Raw genomic sequence first — 20181 nt, forward strand, 5'->3', positions numbered from 1 at the left:
GTCCTGGCGGACTTCTGCCAGCGTCAGGAGGCGCGTCGCGGCAGCAATATTGGTCTCGTCCAGTGGGGGTCCCGCCGCAGGGAGAGTGACCCACGACGGGGGCGCGCGGCCCTCGTAGGCTGGCGGGATGGACGACCTCGATCGGCATGCTCTGGCCCTGCGCGCGCTCCCGCCCTCCTGCGGGCCGGTGCGGCTGATCGCGGTCGACGGCCACGCGGGGTCGGGAAAGAGCACCTTCGCCACCCGGCTCGCGGCGGCCCTCGGCGACGGCGTGCCGGTGCTGCACCTCGACGATCTCGCCAGCCATGAGGAGCCCTTCGCCTGGACGCACCGGATGCTGTCCGAGGTGATCGCGCCCCTCGCGCTGGGCCGCACCGCGCACTTTCACCCGTACGACTGGAATCTGCGCCGCTTCACCTCTCCGCGTGCTCTCGAAGCGGCTCCCCTCGTGCTGATCGAGGGGGTCGGTGCAGGGCGACAGGTGTTGCGCCCGTATCTGGCGTGGCTGCTGTGGATGGAGAGAGAGGCCGAAGAGTCCTGGCAGCGGGGCCGTCGGCGCGACGGCAGCGAACTGTCCACTTTCTGGGACGACTGGACGGTGGCGGAGACACGCCATTTCGCCGCGGACCCTTCTCGTCCGTTCGCGAATGCCCTGGTACGTGAGTGGCAGGAGGGGTACGAGTGGCTGCCGGGACCTCCTGCGACAGCGCGACCGAACCAACTCATCACACAGAGTGACCACTTTCCCCCGGCTTCCTGAGCTCCATACTGAACAGTCGGGATTCCGCCTCAAGAGTGCCTGAAGTCTTCTTGACCGACGGGGCGCACAGGTCTTACGTTCTCAATGTGCGGCTTTCCGGAGCCGCCGCAGACGCGAAGCCCCCGGTTGTTCCCCCGTGATCGGGGGCTTCGTTCTGCCCTCACCCCCCACGTCAGCGGCGCGGCCACATGCCCCCGCTCACCCTGGGTCACCGCCACCGGATCGCTCGCGGCACCCTTAGTGGCAACCCCTTTGCGCAGGTACGATGCACCTCGGTGGGGTCAATTCCCGTCCACGGCAAGGCGTTTCTGTACGCTGCGGTCGGGCGTCCGCCCGGCGGGATCACGCACGTTTGTGGGGGATCTGATGGACATCGGCACGCAGGGCGCACCGGCCCCGGCCGACCTCGCCTGGGTGCGCGGCGTGGACGCCTACACGATGGGTGCGTATCCGCAGGCGGAGGAGGAGTTCCGGACCGCGGTGCGACTCGATCCCGGAATGGCCGACGGCTGGCTCGGGCTGCATGCGCTGCGCGTCGACACCACGACCGCGTTACTGCGCATGTACCGGGCCCGCGAGCGCTTCGGTGAACAGCGCGCCCGCCATCGCCGCACCCTGAACTCCTGGTACTGGCTGGGCTGGTGGGTCCAGCCGGTCCTGGAGAGCCGGCGCGATCTGCTCCTCGCACACGCCTCTCACTGGCTGGACGGCCGCCATGTGCCCGAACTGGACCGGGCGCTCGCCGCGCTGCCGCCGGTGGACGCCGATCCCCAGGTGCGCTTTCTGCACGCCTGCCGGGCGTATCTGGTCAAGGACTGGGAACAGCTCGTACGCCACACCGAGCCGCTGGTCAACGATCCGCTGCTGGGCATCGAGGCCGGGCTGTTCGGCGGCATGGCCCGGGTGCGCCTGGAGATGTACGGGCAGGCCGAGCCGCTGCTCTCCGCCGCCCTGATGCGCTGTCGCAGCGAGCAGCCGCAGCGCAAGGAGCTGCGGTACTGGCTGGCGCGGGCGCACGAGGGCACCGGCCGCAGCGCGGCCGCCCTGCCGCTGTACCGGGCGGTGCACCGGATCGACCCGGCGTTCATGGACACCTCCGCGCGCCTCGCCGCGATCGCGGAGTACGACGGCATCGACGGGTACGACGAGGCCGCAGGGTTCGCGGCCGTGTCCCTGGCAGGCGTCGGACAGGACGTGGTGGACGCGCAGGCAGAGGGCGACGGGCCGCTCGCGCCCGAGGCACGCATCGGAGTCGATCCGCAGACCCAGCTCCCGGGCTCGGTGCCGAGCACCCCGCCCGAGGGCATACGGCACAAGGCGGTGGTCCCCGCGCAGTCGGCTCCCCCGGCCTTCCCCGCGGGCCCCACCGATCCGGTGCTGCTCGCCGAGGCACTTGCGCAGCTGGAGCGGATGGTCGGCCTGGAGCCGGTCAAGCGGCAGGTCAAAGCCTTGTCGGCGCAGCTGAAAATGGCCCGGCTGCGGGCCGGCCAGGGCCTTCCGGTCCAGCCGCCGAAACGGCACTTTGTCTTCTCCGGCCCCTCCGGCACCGGCAAGACCACCGTCGCCCGTATCCTCGGCCGGGTCTTCTACGCCCTCGGGCTGCTCGGCGGCGACCATCTGGTGGAGGCCCAGCGCTCCGATCTGGTGGGCGAGTTCCTGGGCCAGACGGCGGTGAAGGCCAATGAGCTGATCGACTCGGCGCTCGGCGGCGTGCTGTTCGTGGACGAGGCGTACAGCCTCTCCAACTCCGGCTACACCAAGGGCGATGCATACGGCGACGAGGCACTGCAGGTCCTCCTCAAGCGCGCCGAGGACAACCGCGACCATCTGGTGGTCATCCTGGCCGGCTATCCGGAGGGCATGGACCGGCTCCTCGCCACCAACCCGGGACTGTCGTCGCGCTTCACCACCCGGGTCGACTTCCCCTCGTACCGCCCTCTCGAACTGACCGCGATCGGTGAGGTACTGGCCGCCGAGAACGGCGATGTGTGGGACGACGAGGCCCGCGAGGAGCTGCGCTCCATCAGCGGCCATGTGGTCGACCAGAGCTGGATCGACGAGCTCGGCAACGGCCGCTTTCTGCGCACGCTGTACGAGAAGAGCTGCGCCTACCGCGATCTGCGGCTGTCCGGCTACCCGGGCACACCGACCCGCGAGGACCTCGCCACGCTGCGGCTGCCCGATCTGATGCAGGCGTACGGCGAGGTCCTGTCGGGTCGCGGTCCGGTGGACCGCGACCCGCAGGATCCTCCGGGCTGAGTCAGCCGACCAGGGCGGAGTCCAGGGCCGCCTGCGGCGCCCGGGGCACCGTCACCCGGTGGGACGGGTCGCGGACCTCGCCGACCAGCATCTCCAGGACGTCCTCCAGAGCCACCAGACCCAGCACCCGCCCCGATGCGTCGGCGACCTGGGCGAGGTGCGTGGCCGCCCGGCGCATCACGGTGAGGGCGTCGTCCAGGGGAAGCTCGGCCCGCAGAGTCGCCATGGGGCGCCAGATCTGCTGGGGCACCGCCCGTGTGCCGTCCTCCATGTCGAGTACGTCCTTGACGTGGAGGTAGCCCATATAGGGACCGCCGCCCTCGGCACAGACCGGAAAACGGGAGAAACCGGTGCGTACGGTCAACTCCTCGATCTGCCGTGGAGTGACCGAAGGCGGCACCGTCACCAGCGTGGCGCGCGGGATCAGCACATCGGTCACCGGACGGCTGCCCAGCTCCAGGGCGTCCTCAAGACGCTCCTGCTCAGCGGGTTCGAGCAGCCCCGCCTGGCCGGAGTCCTCGACCAGGCGTCCCAGTTGCACGCTGGTGAACGCCGCCTCCACCTCGTCCTTGGGCTCGACGTGGAAGGCCTTCAGCACCAGCCGGGCGCAGGCTCCCAGCCCCACGGTGACCGGGCGGCACAGCCGGGCGAAGCCGACCAGGCCGGGGCCGAGCCAGAGCGCGGTCTTCTCGGGGGCGGCCATGGCGAGGTTCTTCGGGACCATCTCGCCGATGACGAGATGCAGGAAGACGACCACGGCCAGGGCGATGACATAGCCCAGTGGATGGATCAGCCCTCCGGGCACATGAGCCGCGTGGAAGACCGGCTCCAGCAGCTGCGCCACGGTCGGTTCGGCCACCGCGCCGAGCGTCAGCGAGCAGATGGTGATGCCGAACTGCGCGGCGGCCATCATCTGCGGCAGATTCTCCAGGCCGTGCAGCACCTGCCGGGCCCGCGACGAGCCCTGCGCGGCGAGTGGATCGATCTGGCTGCGGCGTACGGAGACGAGGGCGAACTCGGCTCCGACGAAGAAGCCGTTGGCGAGCACCAGCAGCACCGCGAACAGCAGTTGGATCAGGCTCATCGCACTGCCTCCGGCGCGGCCGGGGCGTCGGCGGTGCGCACCAGGCGCACCCGCTCGGCGCGATAGCGCTCCACCTGGCGCACCGAGAGGCGCCAGCCGGGCAGTTCGGCCCGGTCGCCGGGCGCGGGGATGCGTCCCAGCAGATCGGCGACGAGCCCGGCCACGGTCTCGTACGGCCCGTCGGGCACCTCAAGGCCTATCCGGCGCAGCGTGAGAACCCGGCAGCTGCCGTCGGCCTCCCAGGCGGGCCGGCCCTCCTCCGCAGCTGCGGGGGCGAGTTCCGGCCGGGCGTCGGCCTCGGCGTCGTGCTCGTCGCGTACCTCACCGACGAGCTCTTCGACGATGTCCTCAAGCGTGACGACACCGGCGGTGCCGCCGTACTCGTCGACCACCACGGCGATGGGCTGCTCGCTGCGCAGCCGTTCCAGGAGCTGCTGCACGGGCAGCGTCTCGGGCACCAGCAGCGGCGGCACGGCGACCCGGGCCACCGGGGTGCGCAGCCGCTCGGCGGCGGGGACCGCGAGGGCGTCCTTGAGGTGCACCATCCCGACGATCTCGTCGATGCGCTCCCGGTAGACGGGGAAGCGCGAAAGGCCCGTCGCCCGGGTGAGGTTGAGGACGTCCGCGGCAGTGGCGTCGCTCTGCAGGGCACTCATCTTCACCCGCGGGGTCATCACATGCTGTGCCGTGAGATGCCCGAGCGAGAGGGTGCGTACGAACAGATCGGCTGTGTCCTGCTCCAGCGCGCCGGCCTGCGCCGAGTGGCGGGCCAGCGCCACCAGCTCACCGGGGGTGCGGGCGGATGCCAGCTCATCGGCCGGTTCGACGCCGAGAAGCCGCACGAGCCGGTTGGCGACGGTGTTGAGCAGGGTGATGACCGGGCGGAACACCTTCGAGAACAGATGCTGCGGTCCGGCGACGAACCGGGCGACCTGCAACGGGTGGGACACCGCCCAGTTCTTGGGCACGAGCTCGCCGATCACCATCTGGACGGCGGAGGCGAGCAGCATCCCGACCACAACGGCGATCCCGGAGACGGCCCCTTCGGGCAGGCCGGTCGCGGTCAGCGGCCCGTCGAACAGCCGGGCCAGCGCCGGTTCGGCGAGCATGCCGACGACGAGCGAGGTGATGGTGATGCCGAGCTGGGTGCCGGAGAGCTGGAAGGACAGCTCCCGCAGGGAGGTGACGACGCGGCGGGCGCGGCGGTCTCCCTCGGCGGCCGCACGCTCGGCGTCCGCACGCTCCACGGTGACGAGGCCGAACTCGGCCGCCACGAAGAAGCCGTTGGCGAGGATCAGAAGGAAGGCTGCGGCGAGCAGCAACAGGGGGACAATCATGCCGCCGCCTCCTGGGAGGGGGCGGCGCAGGTACTACCGGACGATCCGTCCATTGCTGGAGGGAGTCACTCCTCGGGTCGCAGGTGGCCCCGCGGGCCGCTGGCGGCCCGGTGGTGCGGGGCGGGGCGCACTTGGCGCCACCGCCACCAGAGTAACGTTCAGTCCTCGTCCGGGCGTGTCCCCCGGCTCTCCGCGAGCGCCCGCAACGCGCGGGCGTCACGGACGGCGTGTTCCCTGGCGATGCCGGGCTGGATGCCCATCACCGGCAGGCTGGTGCCGTCGCTGAGGTCGAGGAAGACCCAGGGGTCACCCGGGCGGAGGTTGACCCGCAGGATCTCCGCCCACTCGAGACGGCGCATACGAGTGAGGTTGACGACAGTGACACCCGTCTCGTCGGCGACCACCTTGGGCCTGCTCAGCAGGGCCAGTACGCCGAAGAAGAGCAGCGCGGTGAAGACGAAGCTGCTCCGCTCCCCCGCACTGAGCTTGTCCAGCAGCAGGGCGATCGCGGTGATCACGGAGAACATCGCCGCGCCCACGGTCAGCAGGACGATCCGGGTACGGGTCGGCCTGAATGTGACCGGCAGCGCGGGGACTTCGGGCGCATCGGCGGGCATGGTGGCGGGCATCCCTCAGAGCCTGCAGGCGTGGATGGCCGTGGTGAGGATCGCCCGCGCGCCGAGGTCGTACAGATCGTCCATGATCCGCTGCGCCTCCTTGGCCGGGACCATGGCTCGCACGGCGACCCAGCCCTCGTTGTGCAGCGGCGAGATGGTCGGTGACTCCAGGCCCGGGGTGAGGGCGACGGCCTGCTCGAGGTGCTCGGCCCGGCAGTCGTAGTCCATCATCACGTAGCTGCGGGCGACCAGGACGCCCTGGAGACGGCGCAGGAACTGCTGCATCTTCGGATCGTCGGACTCCGCGCCGATGCGGCGGATGACGACGGCCTCGGACTTCATGATCGGCTCGCCGATGACCTCCAGGCCGGCATTGCGCAGGCTGGTACCGGTCTCCACGACGTCCGCGATGACCTGGGCGACGCCCAGCTGGATCGCCGTCTCGACCGCGCCGTCGAGGTGCACGACGGAGGCGTCGATGCCTTCGTCGGCGAGGTGCTTGGCGACGATGCCCTCGTAGGAGGTGGCGATCGTCATTCCGCCGAAGTCGCCGACGCCTGCGGCCGTGCCCGGCTTGGTGGCGTAGCGGAACGTGGAGCGGGCGAAGCCGAGCTCAAGGATCTCCTCGGCGTTCGCGCCGGAGTCCAGCAGCAGATCACGGCCGGTGATGCCGATGTCGAGCTTGCCGGAGCTGACGTAGATCGCGATGTCGCGCGGGCGGAGGTAGAAGAACTCGACCTCGTTCTCGGGGTCCACGAGCACCAGCTCCTTGGACTCCTTGCGCTGCTGGTAGCCGGCCTCATGGAGCATCGCCGACGCAGGTCCGGACAGTGAACCCTTGTTGGGGACAGCGATGCGCAGCATGAGACGGGCTTCCTTTGTTCGCGTGTACGTGTTCGCGGCTACGGAGATGCTGGTGCGGGTGATCAGAGGTGGGCGTAGACGTCGTCGAGGGAGATTCCCCTGGCGACCATCATCACCTGGACGTGGTAGAGCAGCTGAGAGATCTCCTCGGCTGCGGCTTCCTTGCCCTCGTACTCGGCGGCCATCCAGACCTCGGCGGCCTCCTCGACGACCTTCTTGCCGATGGCATGCACACCCTTGTCCACCAGCTCGGCGGTACGGGAGGTGGCAGGGTCGCCGTTCTTCGCCTTGAGCTGCAGCTCGGCGAAGAGCTCTTCGAAGGTTTTGTTCGCCATGATGGTCCCCAGGGTAAGGGGTGCGACCCCGGGACTCAGCGCCAGGGTTCGCTGACGGTGCGCAGCGTGGCGGCGGTGGAGAGTGCCGCGGTGACCGCCTCGTGCCCCTTGTCCTCGTTCGAGCCCTCCAGGCCCGCCCGGTCCAGCGCCTGCTCCTCGGTGTCGCAGGTCAGCACGCCGAAGCCGATCGGGACGCCGGTGTCCACGGAGACCTTGACGAGGCCCTCGGTGACGCCCTGGCACACATAGTCGAAGTGCGGGGTGCCGCCCCGGATGACGACGCCGAGCGCGACGATCGCGTCGTAGCCGCGGCCCGCGAGCACCTTGGCGACCACCGGGAGCTCGAAGCTGCCGGGGACCCGCAGCAGCGTCGGCTCGTCGATGCCCAGCTCGTGCAGTGCCCGCAGAGAACCGTCTACGAGGCCGTCCATGACCTTCTCGTGCCACTGCGCCGCGATGACCGCCACCCGCAGGTCACCGCAGTTGCGTACGGACAGTTCGGGTGCACCCTTGCCGCTCATGTCTCTCCCTTGACGCTTACTGACTTACTGGTTGCCGCAGGCCGACGCGCTGGAGGCGTCGAGCCAGGGCAGGTCGTGTCCCATCCGGTCCCGCTTGGTGCGCAGATACCGGAGATTGTGTTCACCCGCCTGGACGGGCATCGGCTCGCGGCCGTGGACCGTGAGGCCGTGCCGGACGAGCGCGGTTTCCTTTTCGGGGTTGTTGGTCATCAGCCGGAGGCTGCGTACCCCGAGGTCCTCGAGGATCTGGGCGCCTGCCGCGTAGTCGCGGGCGTCGGCGGGCAGTCCGAGTTCGAGGTTGGCGTCGAGCGTGTCGCGCCCGCGCTCCTGGAGTTCGTACGCGCGCAGCTTGGACAGCAGGCCGATGCCGCGCCCCTCGTGGCCGCGCAGATAGACGACGACGCCGCGGCCGGTCTCGGTGATGTGTTCCATGGAGGCCTGCAGCTGGGGGCCGCAGTCGCAGCGCAGCGAGTGGAAGATGTCGCCGGTCAGGCACTCGGAGTGCATCCGGACCAGGACGTCCTCACCGTCGCCGATCTCGCCGTGGACGAGCGCGACATGTTCTATGCCGTCGACGGTGGAGCGGTATCCGTAGGCGGTGAACTGCCCGAAGGCGGTGGGCAGATTGACCTCGGCCTCGCGCTTGACGGTCGGCTCCGAGGAGCGGCGGTAGGCGATCAGGTCCTCGATGGAGATGATCGTCAGGCCGTGCTTGCGGGCGAACGGAATGAGCTCGGGCAGCCGCAGCATCACCCCGTCCTCGCCCGCGATCTCGACGATCGCACCGGCAGGACGCAGGCCCGCGAGGCGGGCGAGGTCGACGGCGGCCTCGGTGTGGCCGTTGCGCACCAGCACTCCGCCGGGCTTGGCACGCAGCGGGAAGATATGGCCGGGGCGTACGAAGTCGGAGGCCTGGGCCTCGCCGCCGGCGAGCATGTGCAGGGTGGTCGCGCGGTCGGCGGCCGAGATGCCGGTGGTGACGCCGTAGGCGGGGCCCGCGTCGACGGAGACCGTGAAGGCCGTCCGCATCGACTCGGTGTTGTGCTCGACCATCTGCGGCAGGTCGAGCCGGTCCAGTTCCTCGCCCTCCATGGGGGCGCAGATCAGACCGCGGCACTCGCTCATCATGAAGGCGACGATCTCGGGCGTGGCCTTCTCGGCGGCGATGACGAGATCGCCCTCGTTCTCGCGGTCCTCGTCGTCGACGACCACGACCGGGCGTCCGGCGGCGATGTCGCGGATGGCCTGCTCGACCGGGTCGAGGGCCAGATCCTCGACGTTGTCGGTGGAGTACCAAGTGGGCAGTGCAGTCATGCCGCCGCTCCTTCCAGGACGGGCTGGGCGCTCTTGCGGGAGCGCAGCCACCAGTCGCGCATGCCCCACAGCACGAGCGCGAAATAGACCACGTAGACCAGACCGGAGAAGGCCAGGTCACTGTTGAAGGCCAGCGGCACGCCGACAACGTCGACGAGCAGCCAGGCGAACCAGAACTCGACCAGACCACGCGCCTGGGCGACCATCGCGACGAGCGTCCCGATGAAGATGTACGCGTCGGCCCACGGGCTCCAGGACAGCGACGGGTAGAGAGTGAACAGCCCGCCGACGGCCAGCGTGCCGACGGCCGCACCGGCGACGAGCACTGCGCGCTCGCGCCAGGAGGCGAAGCGCACGGCGATGGTGCCGTCCTGGGCCTGCTGCTTGCCGCGGGTCCACTGCCGCCAGCCCCACACGGCGACGCCGATGACCAGGAGCTGCTTGCCGACTCCGCCGCTGAGCTGGGCGGAGGCGTACGCGGCGACAAGGATGACACCGGAGGCGAACTGGGCGGGCCAGGTCCATAGCGAGCGCCGCCAGCCCAGCGCGAGCGCGATCAGGCCGACGATGTTGCCAATCATGTCGGACCACTTGATGGGCTGTTCGAAGGCGGTGAAGGCCACCGAGTTCAGCCAGGACAGGGCGCTCACTTGGCTGTCTCCTTGGCGTCCGCGCCGAGCAGCCGCTCGACGTACTTGGCGATGACGTCGACCTCGAGGTTGACCGGGTCGCCGGGCTGCTTGATGCCGAGCGTGGTCAGCGCGAGGGTGGTCGGGATCAGGCTGATGGTGAAGTAGTCGGGGCCCGCGTCGACGACCGTGAGGCTTACGCCGTCTACCGTGATGGACCCCTTCTCGACGACATAGCGCGTCAGGTCGGCGGGGAGCGAGATCTTGACGATCTCCCAGTTCTCGGACGGCTTGCGCTCGACAATGGTGCCCGTTCCGTCCACATGACCCTGGACGATGTGCCCGCCGAGCCGGTCACCCACGGCCATCGGCCGCTCCAGGTTGACACGGGAGCCTTCCTGGAGCGCGCCGAGACTGGAGCGGTTCAGCGTCTCGGCCATCACATCGGCGGTGAACTCGCCGTCGCCGAAGTCGACGACGGTGAGGCAGACGCCGTTGACGGCGATGGAGTCGCCGTGCTTCGCGCCTTCGGTGACGAGGGGGCCGCGCAGTCGGAAGCGGGAGGAGTCGCCGAGGTTCTCGACGGCGGTGACCTCACCCAGCTCTTCAACGATTCCGGTGAACACTCAGCGCTCCTTGGGGGCTGTTGCGGGGACGGCGGAGATACGCAGATCGGGGCCGATGCGCACGGTCTCGGTCAGCTCGAGCCGCAACGCTTCGGTGATGGTGGAGATTCCGGCGTCGGCGAGGGCGGCGGGGCCCGCGCCGAGCAGTACGGGGGCGAGATAGCCGACGACCTGGTCGACGGCTCCCGCGGCGACGAAGGACCCGGCGAGGGTCGGGCCGCCTTCGAGGAGCACGGAGCGGACACCGCGCCGGTACAGGTCCTCCAGCAGCGCCGGTACGGACAGGCCGCTCGCAGCGCGGGGCAGCCGTACGACCTGTACGGCGTCGGGCAGTTGGGGCTCGGCGTCCTCGGCGACCGCGATCAGCGTGGGCGCGGCGTCGTCGAGGACCCGGGCGCCGGACTTGACGGCGGTGGCATTGGTGTCGACGACGACCCGCAACGGCTGCACGGCGCCTTCCGTCCCGCGGACCGCGAGGTGCGGGTCGTCGGTGCGGGCCGTGCCGGATCCGACGATCACCGCGTCGGCCTCGGCGCGCAGCCGGTGGACGTCGGCACGCGACTCGGGCGAGGTGATCCAGCGGCTGGTGCGGTCCTGCGCGGCGATGCGTCCGTCGAGAGTGGCGCCGTACTTCCACAGGACGTAGGGCCGGCCGAGGCGTAGGGAGGTGAGCCAGGCGATGTTGCCCGCCTCGGCCTCTTCGGCGAGCAGGCCGGACTCGACCTGGACACCGGCGGCGCGCAGGGTGTCGCCGCCGCCGGTGGCCTGCGGGTTCGGGTCGCTGACCGCGTACACGACGCGGCTGATCCCGGCCTCGATCAGCGCCTGGGCGCAGGGGCCGGTGCGGCCGGTGTGGTTGCAGGGTTCGAGGGTGACGTACGCAGTGCCGCCGCGGGCGCGCTCGCCCGCCTCGCGCAGGGCGTGGACCTCGGCGTGCGGGCCGCCGGCCCGCTGGTGGTAGCCCGCGCCCACCTGGTGTCCGGAGGCATCGAGGATGACGCACCCGACGACCGGGTTGGGGCTGGTGGAGCCGAGTCCGCGAGCGGCGAGCCGGATCGCTCGGCGCATGGCGTCGGTGTCGGCTGCGGTGGCCACCGGGTTCTCCTGCCTCTTCGGGCACGAACTCCGGGGCCTGTCGATGACGACAGAACGTACGGACAGCGACACCGAGAGCAACGCCGAATGTGGCCTGCCTCAAGGACAAGCCGACGGCGGCGTGCAGGGTGCCCGCCCGCCGCGCACTGCCTCCCATCCGGACTTTAACCGTCGGTCCAGGAATTTCACCTGGTCAACCGGCCACTGGATGCGGCCGGGTCGCGGACTGTAACCGCCGGTTCGGACTTTCACCGACCCCGGAGTGCGCTGCTTCTGGTACAGAGTCAGTGTGCCACGACTGATCGTCGGCCATGCGAGTGAATATGTGTGGGCTGTCTCACGCCGGTTGGCGTTCCCCGGACAGCCGGCCCCGAGAGGAAACGTAATGACCACAATCCTGGTGACCGGCGCTACCGGCACGCTCGGCCGGCCGGTGACGGACCGGCTGCGCGCGGACGGGCACGAGGTGCGGGCGCTGAGCCGCCACTCGAAGCCGTACGCGGTCGATCTGCGCGAGGGGACGGGGCTCGACGCGGCGGTCCGGGGTGTGGATGTCATCGTCCACTGCGCGACCAGCCCGCGCGGCGGCGACGACCGGGCGGCCGGGCATCTGATCGAGGCCGCGCGGCGGGCCGGGGTGCCGCATCTGGTCTATATCTCGATAGTCGGCGTGGACCGGTTGCCGCTCGGCTACTACAAGACCAAGCGCGCGGTCGAGCGCATGGTTGAGGACTCGGGTCTGGGCTGGACCGTGCTGCGGACGACACAGTTCCACGATCTGGTGCTGCAGACACTGGCGTCGTCGGCGAAGCTGCCGGTCATGCTGCTGCCGGCAGGCGTGAGCGTGCAGCCGATCGACACGGCCGAGGTCGCCGGACGGCTGGCGGAACTGGCGGTGGGCGGGCCCGCGGGCTTTGTCCCCGAGATGGGCGGTCCGCAGGTCCGGGCACTGCCGGAGCTGGCTCGCGCCTGTCTGCAGGCGACGGGCCGCAGGCGGCCGATCGTCCCGGTACGGCTGGCGGGCAAGGCGTACGCCGGGTTCCGGGACGGGAGGCATCTGACGCCGGAACGGGCCGTGGGCAAGCGGACGTTCGAGGAGTTCCTCGACGAGCGCTTCGGCGGGGGCAGGGAGGGGCGCGCGGGCGGGGTCGGGTGAGTGCGCAGGGAGCGATGAACGGGCACGGGTGCGCGAGCCGGCACGGGCGCGCCAGACGCCCCGCGTGCAGGCACGGCCCGCGTGAGCAGGCACGGCCGCGGATTGCTTCGTGGGGTCTCGGCCCCCTGGCCGCCGCGCTGCCGCCGTTCAACCCGATGAACCCGGCTTCGCCCGCTGCCTGCGGGGCCGTGCTCATCGCGCTGCCGTGGCTCAGCCTGCGCGGTTCGCCGGCGGGAAAAGCTCGTCCTGCGCCGCCTCGCGCGCGGTGATCAGGGCGCCGCTCAGGACCCCCGCACCGCCCAGCGCACCGGCGCGCACCTCCGTACGCAGCGGGGAGAGCGGGACCAGCCGGGACTCGACCCTGGCGGCCAGCTCCGCGCCTCCCGCGTGGCCGACCTCGCCGCCGAGGACCACGCAGCCCGGGTCGAGCACGGCGGCGACCGCGGCCGCGCCCAGCGCCAGCCGCCCGGCGAGGGCGTCCAGGAACTCGTCGTGCCCGGCTGCCACCGCCGCACGCACGAGCGCCGCGGCCGCGGGCTCCTGGGACCCGTCCGCCGCGATCCCGTGTTCCGCCGCGAGCGCGCAGATCGCGCCGGACCCGGCCAGCGAGTGGAAGCCGCCCTCGCAGTCGACCGCGGACGGCACACCTCTCGTGCCGGGCACCGGCAGGAAGCCGATCTCCCCCGCGCCGCCGGAGGCTCCCCGGCGGAGCCTGCCGTCCAGGAAGAGCGCGGCCCCGACCCCGTGTCCCAGCCACAGGAAGACGAAGGTGTCCCGGTCGCGGGCCACGCCGAGGCGCTTCTCGGCGACGGCCGCCAGATTGGTCTCGTTCTCGACGACGACACTGGCCGGCAGCCGCTCCTGGAGCGCGGCGACGAGGCTGCGGTGCCAGGCGGGCAGGCCGCTGGTGTCGCGCAGTTCGCCGCTGTCCGGATCAATGAGTCCCGGCGCGCCGATGCCGACGCTGTGCAGCCGGGCCGCGCCCGCCTCCCGCGCGGTCCGCTCGACCAGCGCGACCGCCCGCTCGACGGCGGGCTCGGTACCGGTGTCGCTGCCGATGGGCAGTGCGGCCTCGGCGAGGGTGGCGCCGAGCAGATCGGCGACGACGACGGTCACGCTCTGGGTGCGTACGTCGAGGGCGGCGAGATGCGCGCGGTCGGCGACGATTCCGTAGACGCGGGCGTTGGGGCCGCGCCGCTCCGCGCCCGCCTCACCGACGATCTGGATCAGGCCGGAGCCCTGCAGCCGTTCCACCAGATCGGCGACGGTGGGACGGGAGAGTCCGGTCATGGTCTTCAACTGCCCTGCCGTCAACGGGCCTTCCTGCTGGAGCAGTTGGAGTGCAAGCCGGTCGTTGATGGCCCGGGCGGTGCTAGGGGATGCGGGCATGCCGGAATCCTTCCAGATGCCTGCCGCCACTATTTATCAGGCAGGGTTCCTGATAGTTTACTCAAAAGGTCGACGGAGGGGCATCGGCATGGCGTACGAAGTCGTCTTCGGCACTCGGCAGTTGAAGCGGGCGCGGTATGCCGTCGCTGCCGTTTTCTGTGTGCACGGTGCGGTCACCGGCAGCTTCGCCACGCGTATCCCCTGGATCCAGGACCATGCCGGGGTCAGCGCCGGACAGCTCGGACTGGCACTCGCCTTCCCCGCGCTGGGCGCGTCCGTGGCGATGCCGCTGGCCGGCGCGGTCAGCCACCGTTTCGGCGCGCGCAACGCCCTGCGCGGTCTGCTCGCCCTGTGGACCCTCTCACTGATCCTGCCGTCCTTCGCGTCGAATCCGCTCATGCTCTGCGGCGCGCTCTTCGTGTACGGAGCGACGGCGGGAATGTCGGACGTGGCGATGAACGCGCAGGGCGTCGAGGTCGAGAACCGGCTCCACCGCTCGATCATGTCCGGGCTGCATGGGATGTGGAGCGTCGGCGCGCTGATCGGCGCGGCGGGCGGCACGCTCGCCGCGCATCTGGGCAGCGACGCCCGCCTGCACCATGCCATCGCGGCCGCGACGCTCACGGCGCTCGGGCTGATCGCCTGTCAGGGCGTACTGGACCTGCGCAGCGCGCCGGACGAGGAGCCGCCGCCGACGTTCGCACTGCCGCCGAAGTCGGCGCTGTTCATCGGCGCGGTCGGGTTCTGCGCGGTGTTCGCGGAGGGTGCGAGTCTGGACTGGTCGGCGGTCTATCTGCGCGATGTGATGGACACATCGGCCGGGCTGGCGGCCGCTTCCACCACGGCCTTCGCGCTGACGATGGCGATGGCGCGGCTGGTGGGCGACCGGATCGTGGACCGCTTCGGATCGGTGCGCACGGTTCGGGTGGGCGGGGTGCTGGCGACCGCGGGCGGTCTCCTGGTGGTCGTGGCGCCGCATCCGGCCGTGGCGATGACCGGCTTCGCCTTCATCGGGCTCGGTGTCGCGGTCGTCGTACCCCTGGCCTTCGCGGCGGCGGGGCGCAGCGGCCCCAACCCGAGCCAGGCCATCGCCGGCGTCGCCACGATCACGTACACCTCGGGCCTGATCGCCCCCTCGGCGATCGGCGCGGTCGCGGACGCGACGAGCCTGGTGGTGTCGTTCGGGTTGGTGACGGCGCTGGCCTGCGGCTTGGTGGTGGGGGCGGGGGTGCTGCGGTCGGGGGGCGGCGGGAGGGTGGAGTCGGGGTCGGCGGAGGCGGTTGCGGAGCCGCGGCGCTGAGCCCGAGCAGAGGCGAACAGTTCCCCACCCCGCCCCTTCCCGAACCATGGGCTCCGCCCCTGGACCCCGCCACCGGGGGCTCCGCCCCCGGACCCCCACATGCGACCTTCGGCCGCATGTCCTCAATCGCCGGACGGGCTCCAATGAATCAGCCCGCGATCGAGTCGAGCTGTTCCGCCGCAGGGCGCAACGCCCACACGTCACCCCCCGGCGGCGCCTCCAAGCGCAAAACCGCCGCCCGCGCCCCGACGTCGCCCGCGTCCGCCGCCGCGTGGACCACGTCGCTCGCCGCGTACCGGTAGAACTCCAGCTCCGGATGCGGCCACGCAACCGAACCCGTCGCCGTCGGCAGCAGATACTCCACCGCCTTGAACAGGCTCTGCCCCTGCGGCCCCCGATAGGCCCACAGGTCCACGCCCACGTGCGAGCCGATCGCCGCCAGCCGGGTGTACGCGACCAGATCGAAGGTCGAGTAGTGCCAGCTGCGGGTCCGCGCGAGCTCCTGCGGCTGGCTGCCGTCCGTGGAAGGTCCCGTGGTTGTTCTTCGCCGCCGCCTCCTCGTTGCCGAAGCGAGAGTTCACCAGCCAGTCCAGGAAGGCGGTGTTCCACGCCCGTATGCCGGCCCGGTCACCCTTCGACCAGCCGGGCGCCCCGGTGTCGAGGATCGCGATGGCGTCCAGGACGCTGGTGTACTGCTGCGAGAAGTCGATGATGCCGATCGCCCGGCCGTCGTACTTGCAGGGGATGAACTGGCCGTGGTTCAGATGGGGGTTCATCCGGGTCGCCGGATCCACGAACCAGGTGCGCAGGATCTTCGACGCGTGCTCGGCGTACTGCTTCTTGCCGGTGTAGTATCAGGCGAGGCTCAGCGTGGTCACCGAGTTCACGACCTTGCCGATATCGGGGCGGTCGGTGCCGGTGTCGACCTCGGGATTGCGCTCGCCGTCGCGCTGGACGTACGGACAACCCCATGGATTCTCGGGCGTCTTGGGCCGGGAGGGCCACCAGTAGGGCGCCTGGCTCAGATAGTCGTGCATGTCGCCGCTCGGCGCCGGCTTGGGCTTGTCCACGACGGTCCAAGGTCCCTGCCCGAGCCAGCCGTCCGCGCGGGCGACCAGACTTCTGGCGGCCTTCCGCAGTGCCGGATCGCCGTGGCCGAGCCGCGCCTTGGCCTGCTGGAGCCGATCTCCGTCGATCACCACCGTCTTCGGCACCCGGTGCGGGCCGGACACGGCGGCGGCCTGCGACGATGCGATCGGCACCAGGACGGTGACACAGGCGGCCACAGCGGTGAGCAGAACTCCCGGGGGGCGTCGGGGTCTTCCGGTCATCGAGCACTCCCATCAGATATGTGAACGGGATTCATGAACGAGACCGTGCGAGCGTAGGGCCACTCCCCCGTTCCGGGGAAGCCCCGGCCCGTCACCGCGTCATCGGGCGGTCGGCTGGGACGCTGCCTGAATGGCACAGACGGAACAGTTCGACACACGGGCCGACCGCAGCCCTCCCCCGGTCGGCTCCGTGGTGGAGCGCATGCGCTCGTTCCGCGCGAACTGGCCGGCGGCGGACGGGCTCGCGGTCTTCAACCGGGTCTATCTGGCGGTGACCGAGGAGATCGGCCGGCGCATCGACGGTGGCGAGTTCGCCGACCGGCGTGCCGCCGTCACACTCGATGTCCTCTTCGCCCGGCGATATCTCACGGCCGTGGACACTGCGGCCGCCGGACGCCGCCCGCCGGCCTGCTGGCGGCCGTTGTTCCAGTACCGGCGCCATCCCGGCGTACGGCCCCTGCAGTTCGCGCTCGCCGGGATCAACGCCCACATCGGGCACGATCTGGCGCTCGCCGTGGTGGACACCTGTCGTGCGCTGGGCTGCGAACCGGCCGATCTGGAAGGAGAGTTCGACCGCGTCGGTGACATCCTCACGCTCCTTGAGGAGCGCATCCGGGAGGATCTGATGCCGGGACCCGACCTGCTGGAGATCGCCGATCCGCTCACGCATCTGCTCGGCTCCTGGAGCCTGGAGCGGGCCCGCGACGGAGCCTGGTCGGCGGCGCGGCTGCTCTGGGGAGTGCGGAAACTCCCGGATCTGGCCGAGGAGTTCACGCAGCGCCTCGACGCCGGCGTCGGCCTCGTCGGCCGCTGCCTGCTCACACCCTGGCCGTAAGTCGGCCTGATGGGGCCGGCGCCCGAGCAGTTGAACACCGTCCGGGGGCGGCCGGATCGCGGCCGGCCCCGGACGGTTGGTCTCAGTCCTCCGGCAGCTCGACCGGAGCGATCTCGTCGTACAGGTCACCGGGGCCGGGGTTGCTCGGGTCGGTCGTACCGCCGAAGTGGGCCATCACGCCCCACACCGCGTTCAGCGCGGTCTGCACGGCGCCCTCGGCCCAGCCCGCCGTCCAGGAGATGTCGTCACCCGCGAGGAAGATGCCACGCTTGTCCGCGGGCAGCCGGTCCTGCATGAAGTGGGTGAACAGCCGCCGCTGGTAGCGGTAGTGACCGGGCAGGTTCGCCTTGAACGCGCCCATGAAGTACGGCTCGTTCTCCCAGGACACGGTGACCGGGTTGCCGATGATGTGGCTGCGGATGTCGACGTTCGGGTAGATCTCGCCGAGCGACGTGAGCATGACCTCCATCCGCTCGTTCGCGGACAGCGGCAGCCACTTGAGGCTGTCGTCGCACCAGGTGTACGAGAGGCAGATGACGGCCGGCTTGTCCGGACCGTTGTCCAGCAGATAGGTGCCGCGCGTCATCCGGTCGGTCAGCGTCATCGACATGACGTCCCGGCCGGTCGCGTTTCCCTGGCTGTCGACGGCCTTGTCCAGCCAGAAGGGCCGGTCGACCGGTACGAACAGCTTGGACGACTCCATGTAGTGGGTCCGCTCCATCGCCGTCCAGTGGTCGATGGGGAAGAGCGAGTCGTCACAGGCGATCTTGGAGAGCAGCATCCAGGACTGCGCGGTGAAGACGGCCGCCTGGTAGGTGCGGATGTCACCGGCGGCGTCGGTGACGGTGATCCGATTGCCCGCGGTGCGGTGCAGCCGGGTCACGGCCGGCTTCGGCTCACCGTCGTGCAGGGAGGACAGCGAGGTGCCCTGCGCCCAGTGCACGATCTTCTCCGGCTCGCGCTCCCAGAGCCGCAGCGGCAGCTGCTGGCTGCCCTCGACGATGCCGCGGTGGTGGTCGTCGGCCTCGGAGTAGACGACGCGCAGGATCTCCAGGATGGAGTTGGGGAAGTCGGTGTCCCAGCCGCCGGTGCCGAAGCCGACCTGGCCGAAGATCTCGCGGTGCCGGAAGGACTTGAAGGCCTCGGACTCGCAGAGGAAGCCGTAGAACGTCTGGTTGTCGAGCTTCTCCACCAGCTTCGCCCAGATCTCGCGGATGCGGGGCACATCGCGCTCGCGCATGGCGCGGTTCATGTCGGAGAAGTCGGCGCCCTCTTCGAGGCAGGCGTTCCACGCGTTCATCACGTCGCGGTAGACCTGTGGCAGGTCGTCGATGGTCTCCGCGTAGTGCGACTCGCCCTTGAGGTCGACGACGGTCGACGGGGTGACAGGGGCGAGCGGGTTGGGGAAGGGCTGCGTGGTCAGGCCGACCAGGTCGATGTAGTGCTGCAGCGCGGTGGAGGAGGGCGGGAAGCGCATGGCGCCCATCTCGGCGCTCAGCTCGTCATCACAGCCGTCGAAGCCGACGGTGCGCAGCCGGCCGCCGATCTGGTCGGCCTCGTAGACGACGGGCTTGAGGCCCATCTTCATCAGCTCGTACGCGGCGACGATGCCGGAGAGTCCACCGCCGATGACCGCGACCTCGGTGCCGTGCTCGGTCGCCGGTATCTGGCCCAGGCCGGCCGGGTGGGCGAGGAAGTCGTCGTACGCGTACGGAAAGTCCGGACCGAACATGGTGATCGGCGGCTGCTCGTCGGTGTGCTGGACAGCAGTGGTGGGCACCGTGGACGTCATGAGGTACGGACTCCTTGCGACAAAGCGTGTGCGGCGAGCGGGGAGGGCTTCCGAGCGGGGAGGGTTCAGATCAGGGACGCGTAGAGACCGGGGCGGCGGTCACGCAGATACGGATTGGTCTTGCGTGAGGCGCTCAGCAGGGCGAGGTCCACCTCGCCGACGACCAGCTCCTCGCCGCGACCGGCCCGGACGCGGGTCGTTCCGTCGGGGCTCGCCAGGCAGCTGAGGCCGACAAACTCGAACTCCCCTTCCGGGCCCGTCCGGTTGACGTACGCGATGTACATCTGGTTCTCGAAGGCCCGCACGGGCACGAGGGACTCGGCGACGAACTGGAAGGGATGCATCTGCGCGGTGGGCACCAGCAGCAGATCGGTGCCGGCGAGTGCATGCGCCCGTACGTTCTCCGGGAACTCCACGTCGTAGCAGATCAGCATGCCGATCGTGATCCCGTCGAGCTCCGCCTGGACGACGGGCTGCTCCCCCGGGGTGAACCACTGCTGCTCGAAGCAGCCGAAGAGGTGAGTCTTGCGGTAGTTGGCGAGGCTGACGCCGTCGGGGCCGATCAGCTGCCCGGAGTTGAAGATCTTCTCGCCGTCCCGCTCGGGGTAGCCGTACATCACCGCGATGCCGTGGCGGCCGGCGATCTCTGCGACGGCCCGGGCTCCGGGGCCGTCGGCAGGCTCGGCCAGCACCGGCACCTCGTCGCCGATCGCGTACCCGGTCAGAAACATCTCGGGGCAGACCAGCAGCCGGGCGCCGGCGGCAACGGCATTGCTCGCGGCATCGTCGAGCACCTTGAGGTTCTCGGCGACCGAGCCCGGTCGGCCGGAACTCTGGAGCAGTGCGGTGCGCAGCGGCGGCATGGGCTGACCTCGGCGGTGTGCAGGGATGAGGAAGACATTTACGACGGTACGTTCGGGCGTCTGCCCGGACAAGG

At 70.5% G+C, this 20181-nt stretch carries 18 protein-coding genes, 1 pseudogene and 1 riboswitch; of the genes and pseudogenes, 5 read left to right on the forward strand and 14 right to left on the reverse strand.

Features of this window, described 5'->3' with window-relative positions; translation table 11 throughout:
* Window positions 1-127: 127 nt before the first annotated feature.
* Both ACI2LP_RS23795 and ACI2LP_RS23800 read left to right on the forward strand, forming a co-directional pair.
* Entirely contained in the window at window positions 128-760 is a 633-nt protein-coding gene (locus tag ACI2LP_RS23795) for a uridine kinase (protein ID WP_404726529.1), read from the forward strand.
* Window positions 761-1126: 366 nt separating this feature from the next.
* The gene (locus ACI2LP_RS23800; RefSeq protein ID WP_404726530.1) at window positions 1127-3019 is read left to right on the forward strand and encodes an AAA family ATPase; all 1893 of its coding nucleotides are present in this window, start codon (window positions 1127-1129) and stop codon (window positions 3017-3019) included.
* A 1-nt stretch (window position 3020) separates the two neighbouring features.
* On the opposite strand, the gene ACI2LP_RS23805 is transcribed toward ACI2LP_RS23800, so the two are convergent.
* From ACI2LP_RS23805 to ribD, 10 genes are all read right to left on the reverse strand, one after another.
* On the reverse strand, window positions 3021-4103 hold the full coding sequence (locus ACI2LP_RS23805) for a hemolysin family protein (protein ID WP_404726531.1): 1083 nt from the start codon (window positions 4101-4103) through the stop codon (window positions 3021-3023).
* Window positions 4100-5440, reverse strand: coding sequence for a hemolysin family protein (locus ACI2LP_RS23810; protein ID WP_404726532.1), 1341 nt, complete (start codon window positions 5438-5440; stop codon window positions 4100-4102). The genes ACI2LP_RS23805 and ACI2LP_RS23810 overlap by 4 nt, the downstream gene beginning before the upstream one ends.
* A gap of 158 nt (window positions 5441-5598) precedes the next feature.
* Window positions 5599-6069: a PH domain-containing protein gene (locus ACI2LP_RS23815; protein ID WP_404726533.1), complete on the reverse strand. Its 471-nt coding sequence runs from the start codon at window positions 6067-6069 to the stop codon at window positions 5599-5601.
* A 3-nt stretch (window positions 6070-6072) separates the two neighbouring features.
* Window positions 6073-6921 (reverse strand): ATP phosphoribosyltransferase, encoded by an 849-nt coding sequence (gene hisG / locus ACI2LP_RS23820; RefSeq protein WP_360883573.1) that lies wholly within the window; start codon window positions 6919-6921, stop codon window positions 6073-6075.
* Between the two features lie 62 nt (window positions 6922-6983).
* A complete protein-coding gene (locus tag ACI2LP_RS23825) occupies window positions 6984-7256 on the reverse strand; it encodes a phosphoribosyl-ATP diphosphatase (RefSeq protein ID WP_142215995.1) in 273 nt (90 codons plus the stop codon).
* Between the two features lie 35 nt (window positions 7257-7291).
* Window positions 7292-7777 carry a 6,7-dimethyl-8-ribityllumazine synthase gene (ribH, locus tag ACI2LP_RS23830; protein WP_404726534.1) on the reverse strand — a complete coding sequence of 162 codons (486 nt, stop codon included), beginning with the start codon at window positions 7775-7777 and terminating at the stop codon, window positions 7292-7294.
* A gap of 24 nt (window positions 7778-7801) precedes the next feature.
* On the reverse strand, window positions 7802-9091 hold the full coding sequence (locus ACI2LP_RS23835) for a bifunctional 3,4-dihydroxy-2-butanone-4-phosphate synthase/GTP cyclohydrolase II (RefSeq protein WP_404726535.1): 1290 nt from the start codon (window positions 9089-9091) through the stop codon (window positions 7802-7804).
* A complete protein-coding gene (locus tag ACI2LP_RS23840; RefSeq protein WP_404726536.1) occupies window positions 9088-9741 on the reverse strand; it encodes a nicotinamide riboside transporter PnuC in 654 nt (217 codons plus the stop codon). The genes ACI2LP_RS23835 and ACI2LP_RS23840 overlap by 4 nt, the downstream gene beginning before the upstream one ends.
* Window positions 9738-10346, reverse strand: coding sequence for a riboflavin synthase (locus ACI2LP_RS23845; protein WP_404726537.1), 609 nt, complete (start codon window positions 10344-10346; stop codon window positions 9738-9740). The genes ACI2LP_RS23840 and ACI2LP_RS23845 overlap by 4 nt, the downstream gene beginning before the upstream one ends.
* Complete coding sequence (ribD, locus tag ACI2LP_RS23850; protein ID WP_404726538.1) at window positions 10347-11441, reverse strand: bifunctional diaminohydroxyphosphoribosylaminopyrimidine deaminase/5-amino-6-(5-phosphoribosylamino)uracil reductase RibD; 1095 nt, start codon at window positions 11439-11441, stop codon at window positions 10347-10349.
* Window positions 11442-11580: 139 nt separating this feature from the next.
* Window positions 11581-11711: riboswitch (FMN riboswitch) on the reverse strand.
* 115 nt (window positions 11712-11826) lie between these two features.
* Between ribD and ACI2LP_RS23855 the strand changes: the two genes are divergently transcribed.
* The gene (locus ACI2LP_RS23855) at window positions 11827-12597 is read left to right on the forward strand and encodes an SDR family oxidoreductase (RefSeq protein ID WP_404726539.1); all 771 of its coding nucleotides are present in this window, start codon (window positions 11827-11829) and stop codon (window positions 12595-12597) included.
* 210 nt (window positions 12598-12807) lie between these two features.
* On the opposite strand, the gene ACI2LP_RS23860 is transcribed toward ACI2LP_RS23855, so the two are convergent.
* Window positions 12808-13986, reverse strand: a complete 1179-nt coding sequence (locus tag ACI2LP_RS23860; protein ID WP_404726540.1) for an ROK family transcriptional regulator — start codon at window positions 13984-13986, stop codon at window positions 12808-12810.
* Between the two features lie 88 nt (window positions 13987-14074).
* Here ACI2LP_RS23860 and ACI2LP_RS23865 point away from each other — a divergent pair, with 88 nt between their 5' ends.
* Complete coding sequence (locus tag ACI2LP_RS23865) at window positions 14075-15286, forward strand: MFS transporter (protein WP_404726541.1); 1212 nt, start codon at window positions 14075-14077, stop codon at window positions 15284-15286.
* A gap of 148 nt (window positions 15287-15434) precedes the next feature.
* Here the strand turns inward: ACI2LP_RS23865 and ACI2LP_RS23870 are convergent.
* A pseudogene (locus ACI2LP_RS23870) lies at window positions 15435-16617 on the reverse strand (alginate lyase family protein).
* A 130-nt stretch (window positions 16618-16747) separates the two neighbouring features.
* Between ACI2LP_RS23870 and ACI2LP_RS23875 the strand changes: the two are divergent.
* Entirely contained in the window at window positions 16748-17452 is a 705-nt protein-coding gene (locus ACI2LP_RS23875; protein WP_404726542.1) for a DUF5995 family protein, read from the forward strand.
* Between the two features lie 82 nt (window positions 17453-17534).
* Here ACI2LP_RS23875 and ACI2LP_RS23880 read toward each other — a convergent pair whose 3' ends face one another.
* Window positions 17535-19244, reverse strand: coding sequence for a flavin monoamine oxidase family protein (locus ACI2LP_RS23880; RefSeq protein ID WP_404726543.1), 1710 nt, complete (start codon window positions 19242-19244; stop codon window positions 17535-17537).
* A gap of 65 nt (window positions 19245-19309) precedes the next feature.
* The gene (locus ACI2LP_RS23885) at window positions 19310-20107 is read right to left on the reverse strand and encodes a carbon-nitrogen hydrolase family protein (RefSeq protein WP_404726544.1); all 798 of its coding nucleotides are present in this window, start codon (window positions 20105-20107) and stop codon (window positions 19310-19312) included.
* Window positions 20108-20181 lie beyond the last annotated feature (74 nt).

Origin of the sequence: Streptomyces sp. NPDC019890 (assembly GCF_044903445.1) — a bacterium.
GTDB lineage: Bacteria > Actinomycetota > Actinomycetes > Streptomycetales > Streptomycetaceae > Streptomyces.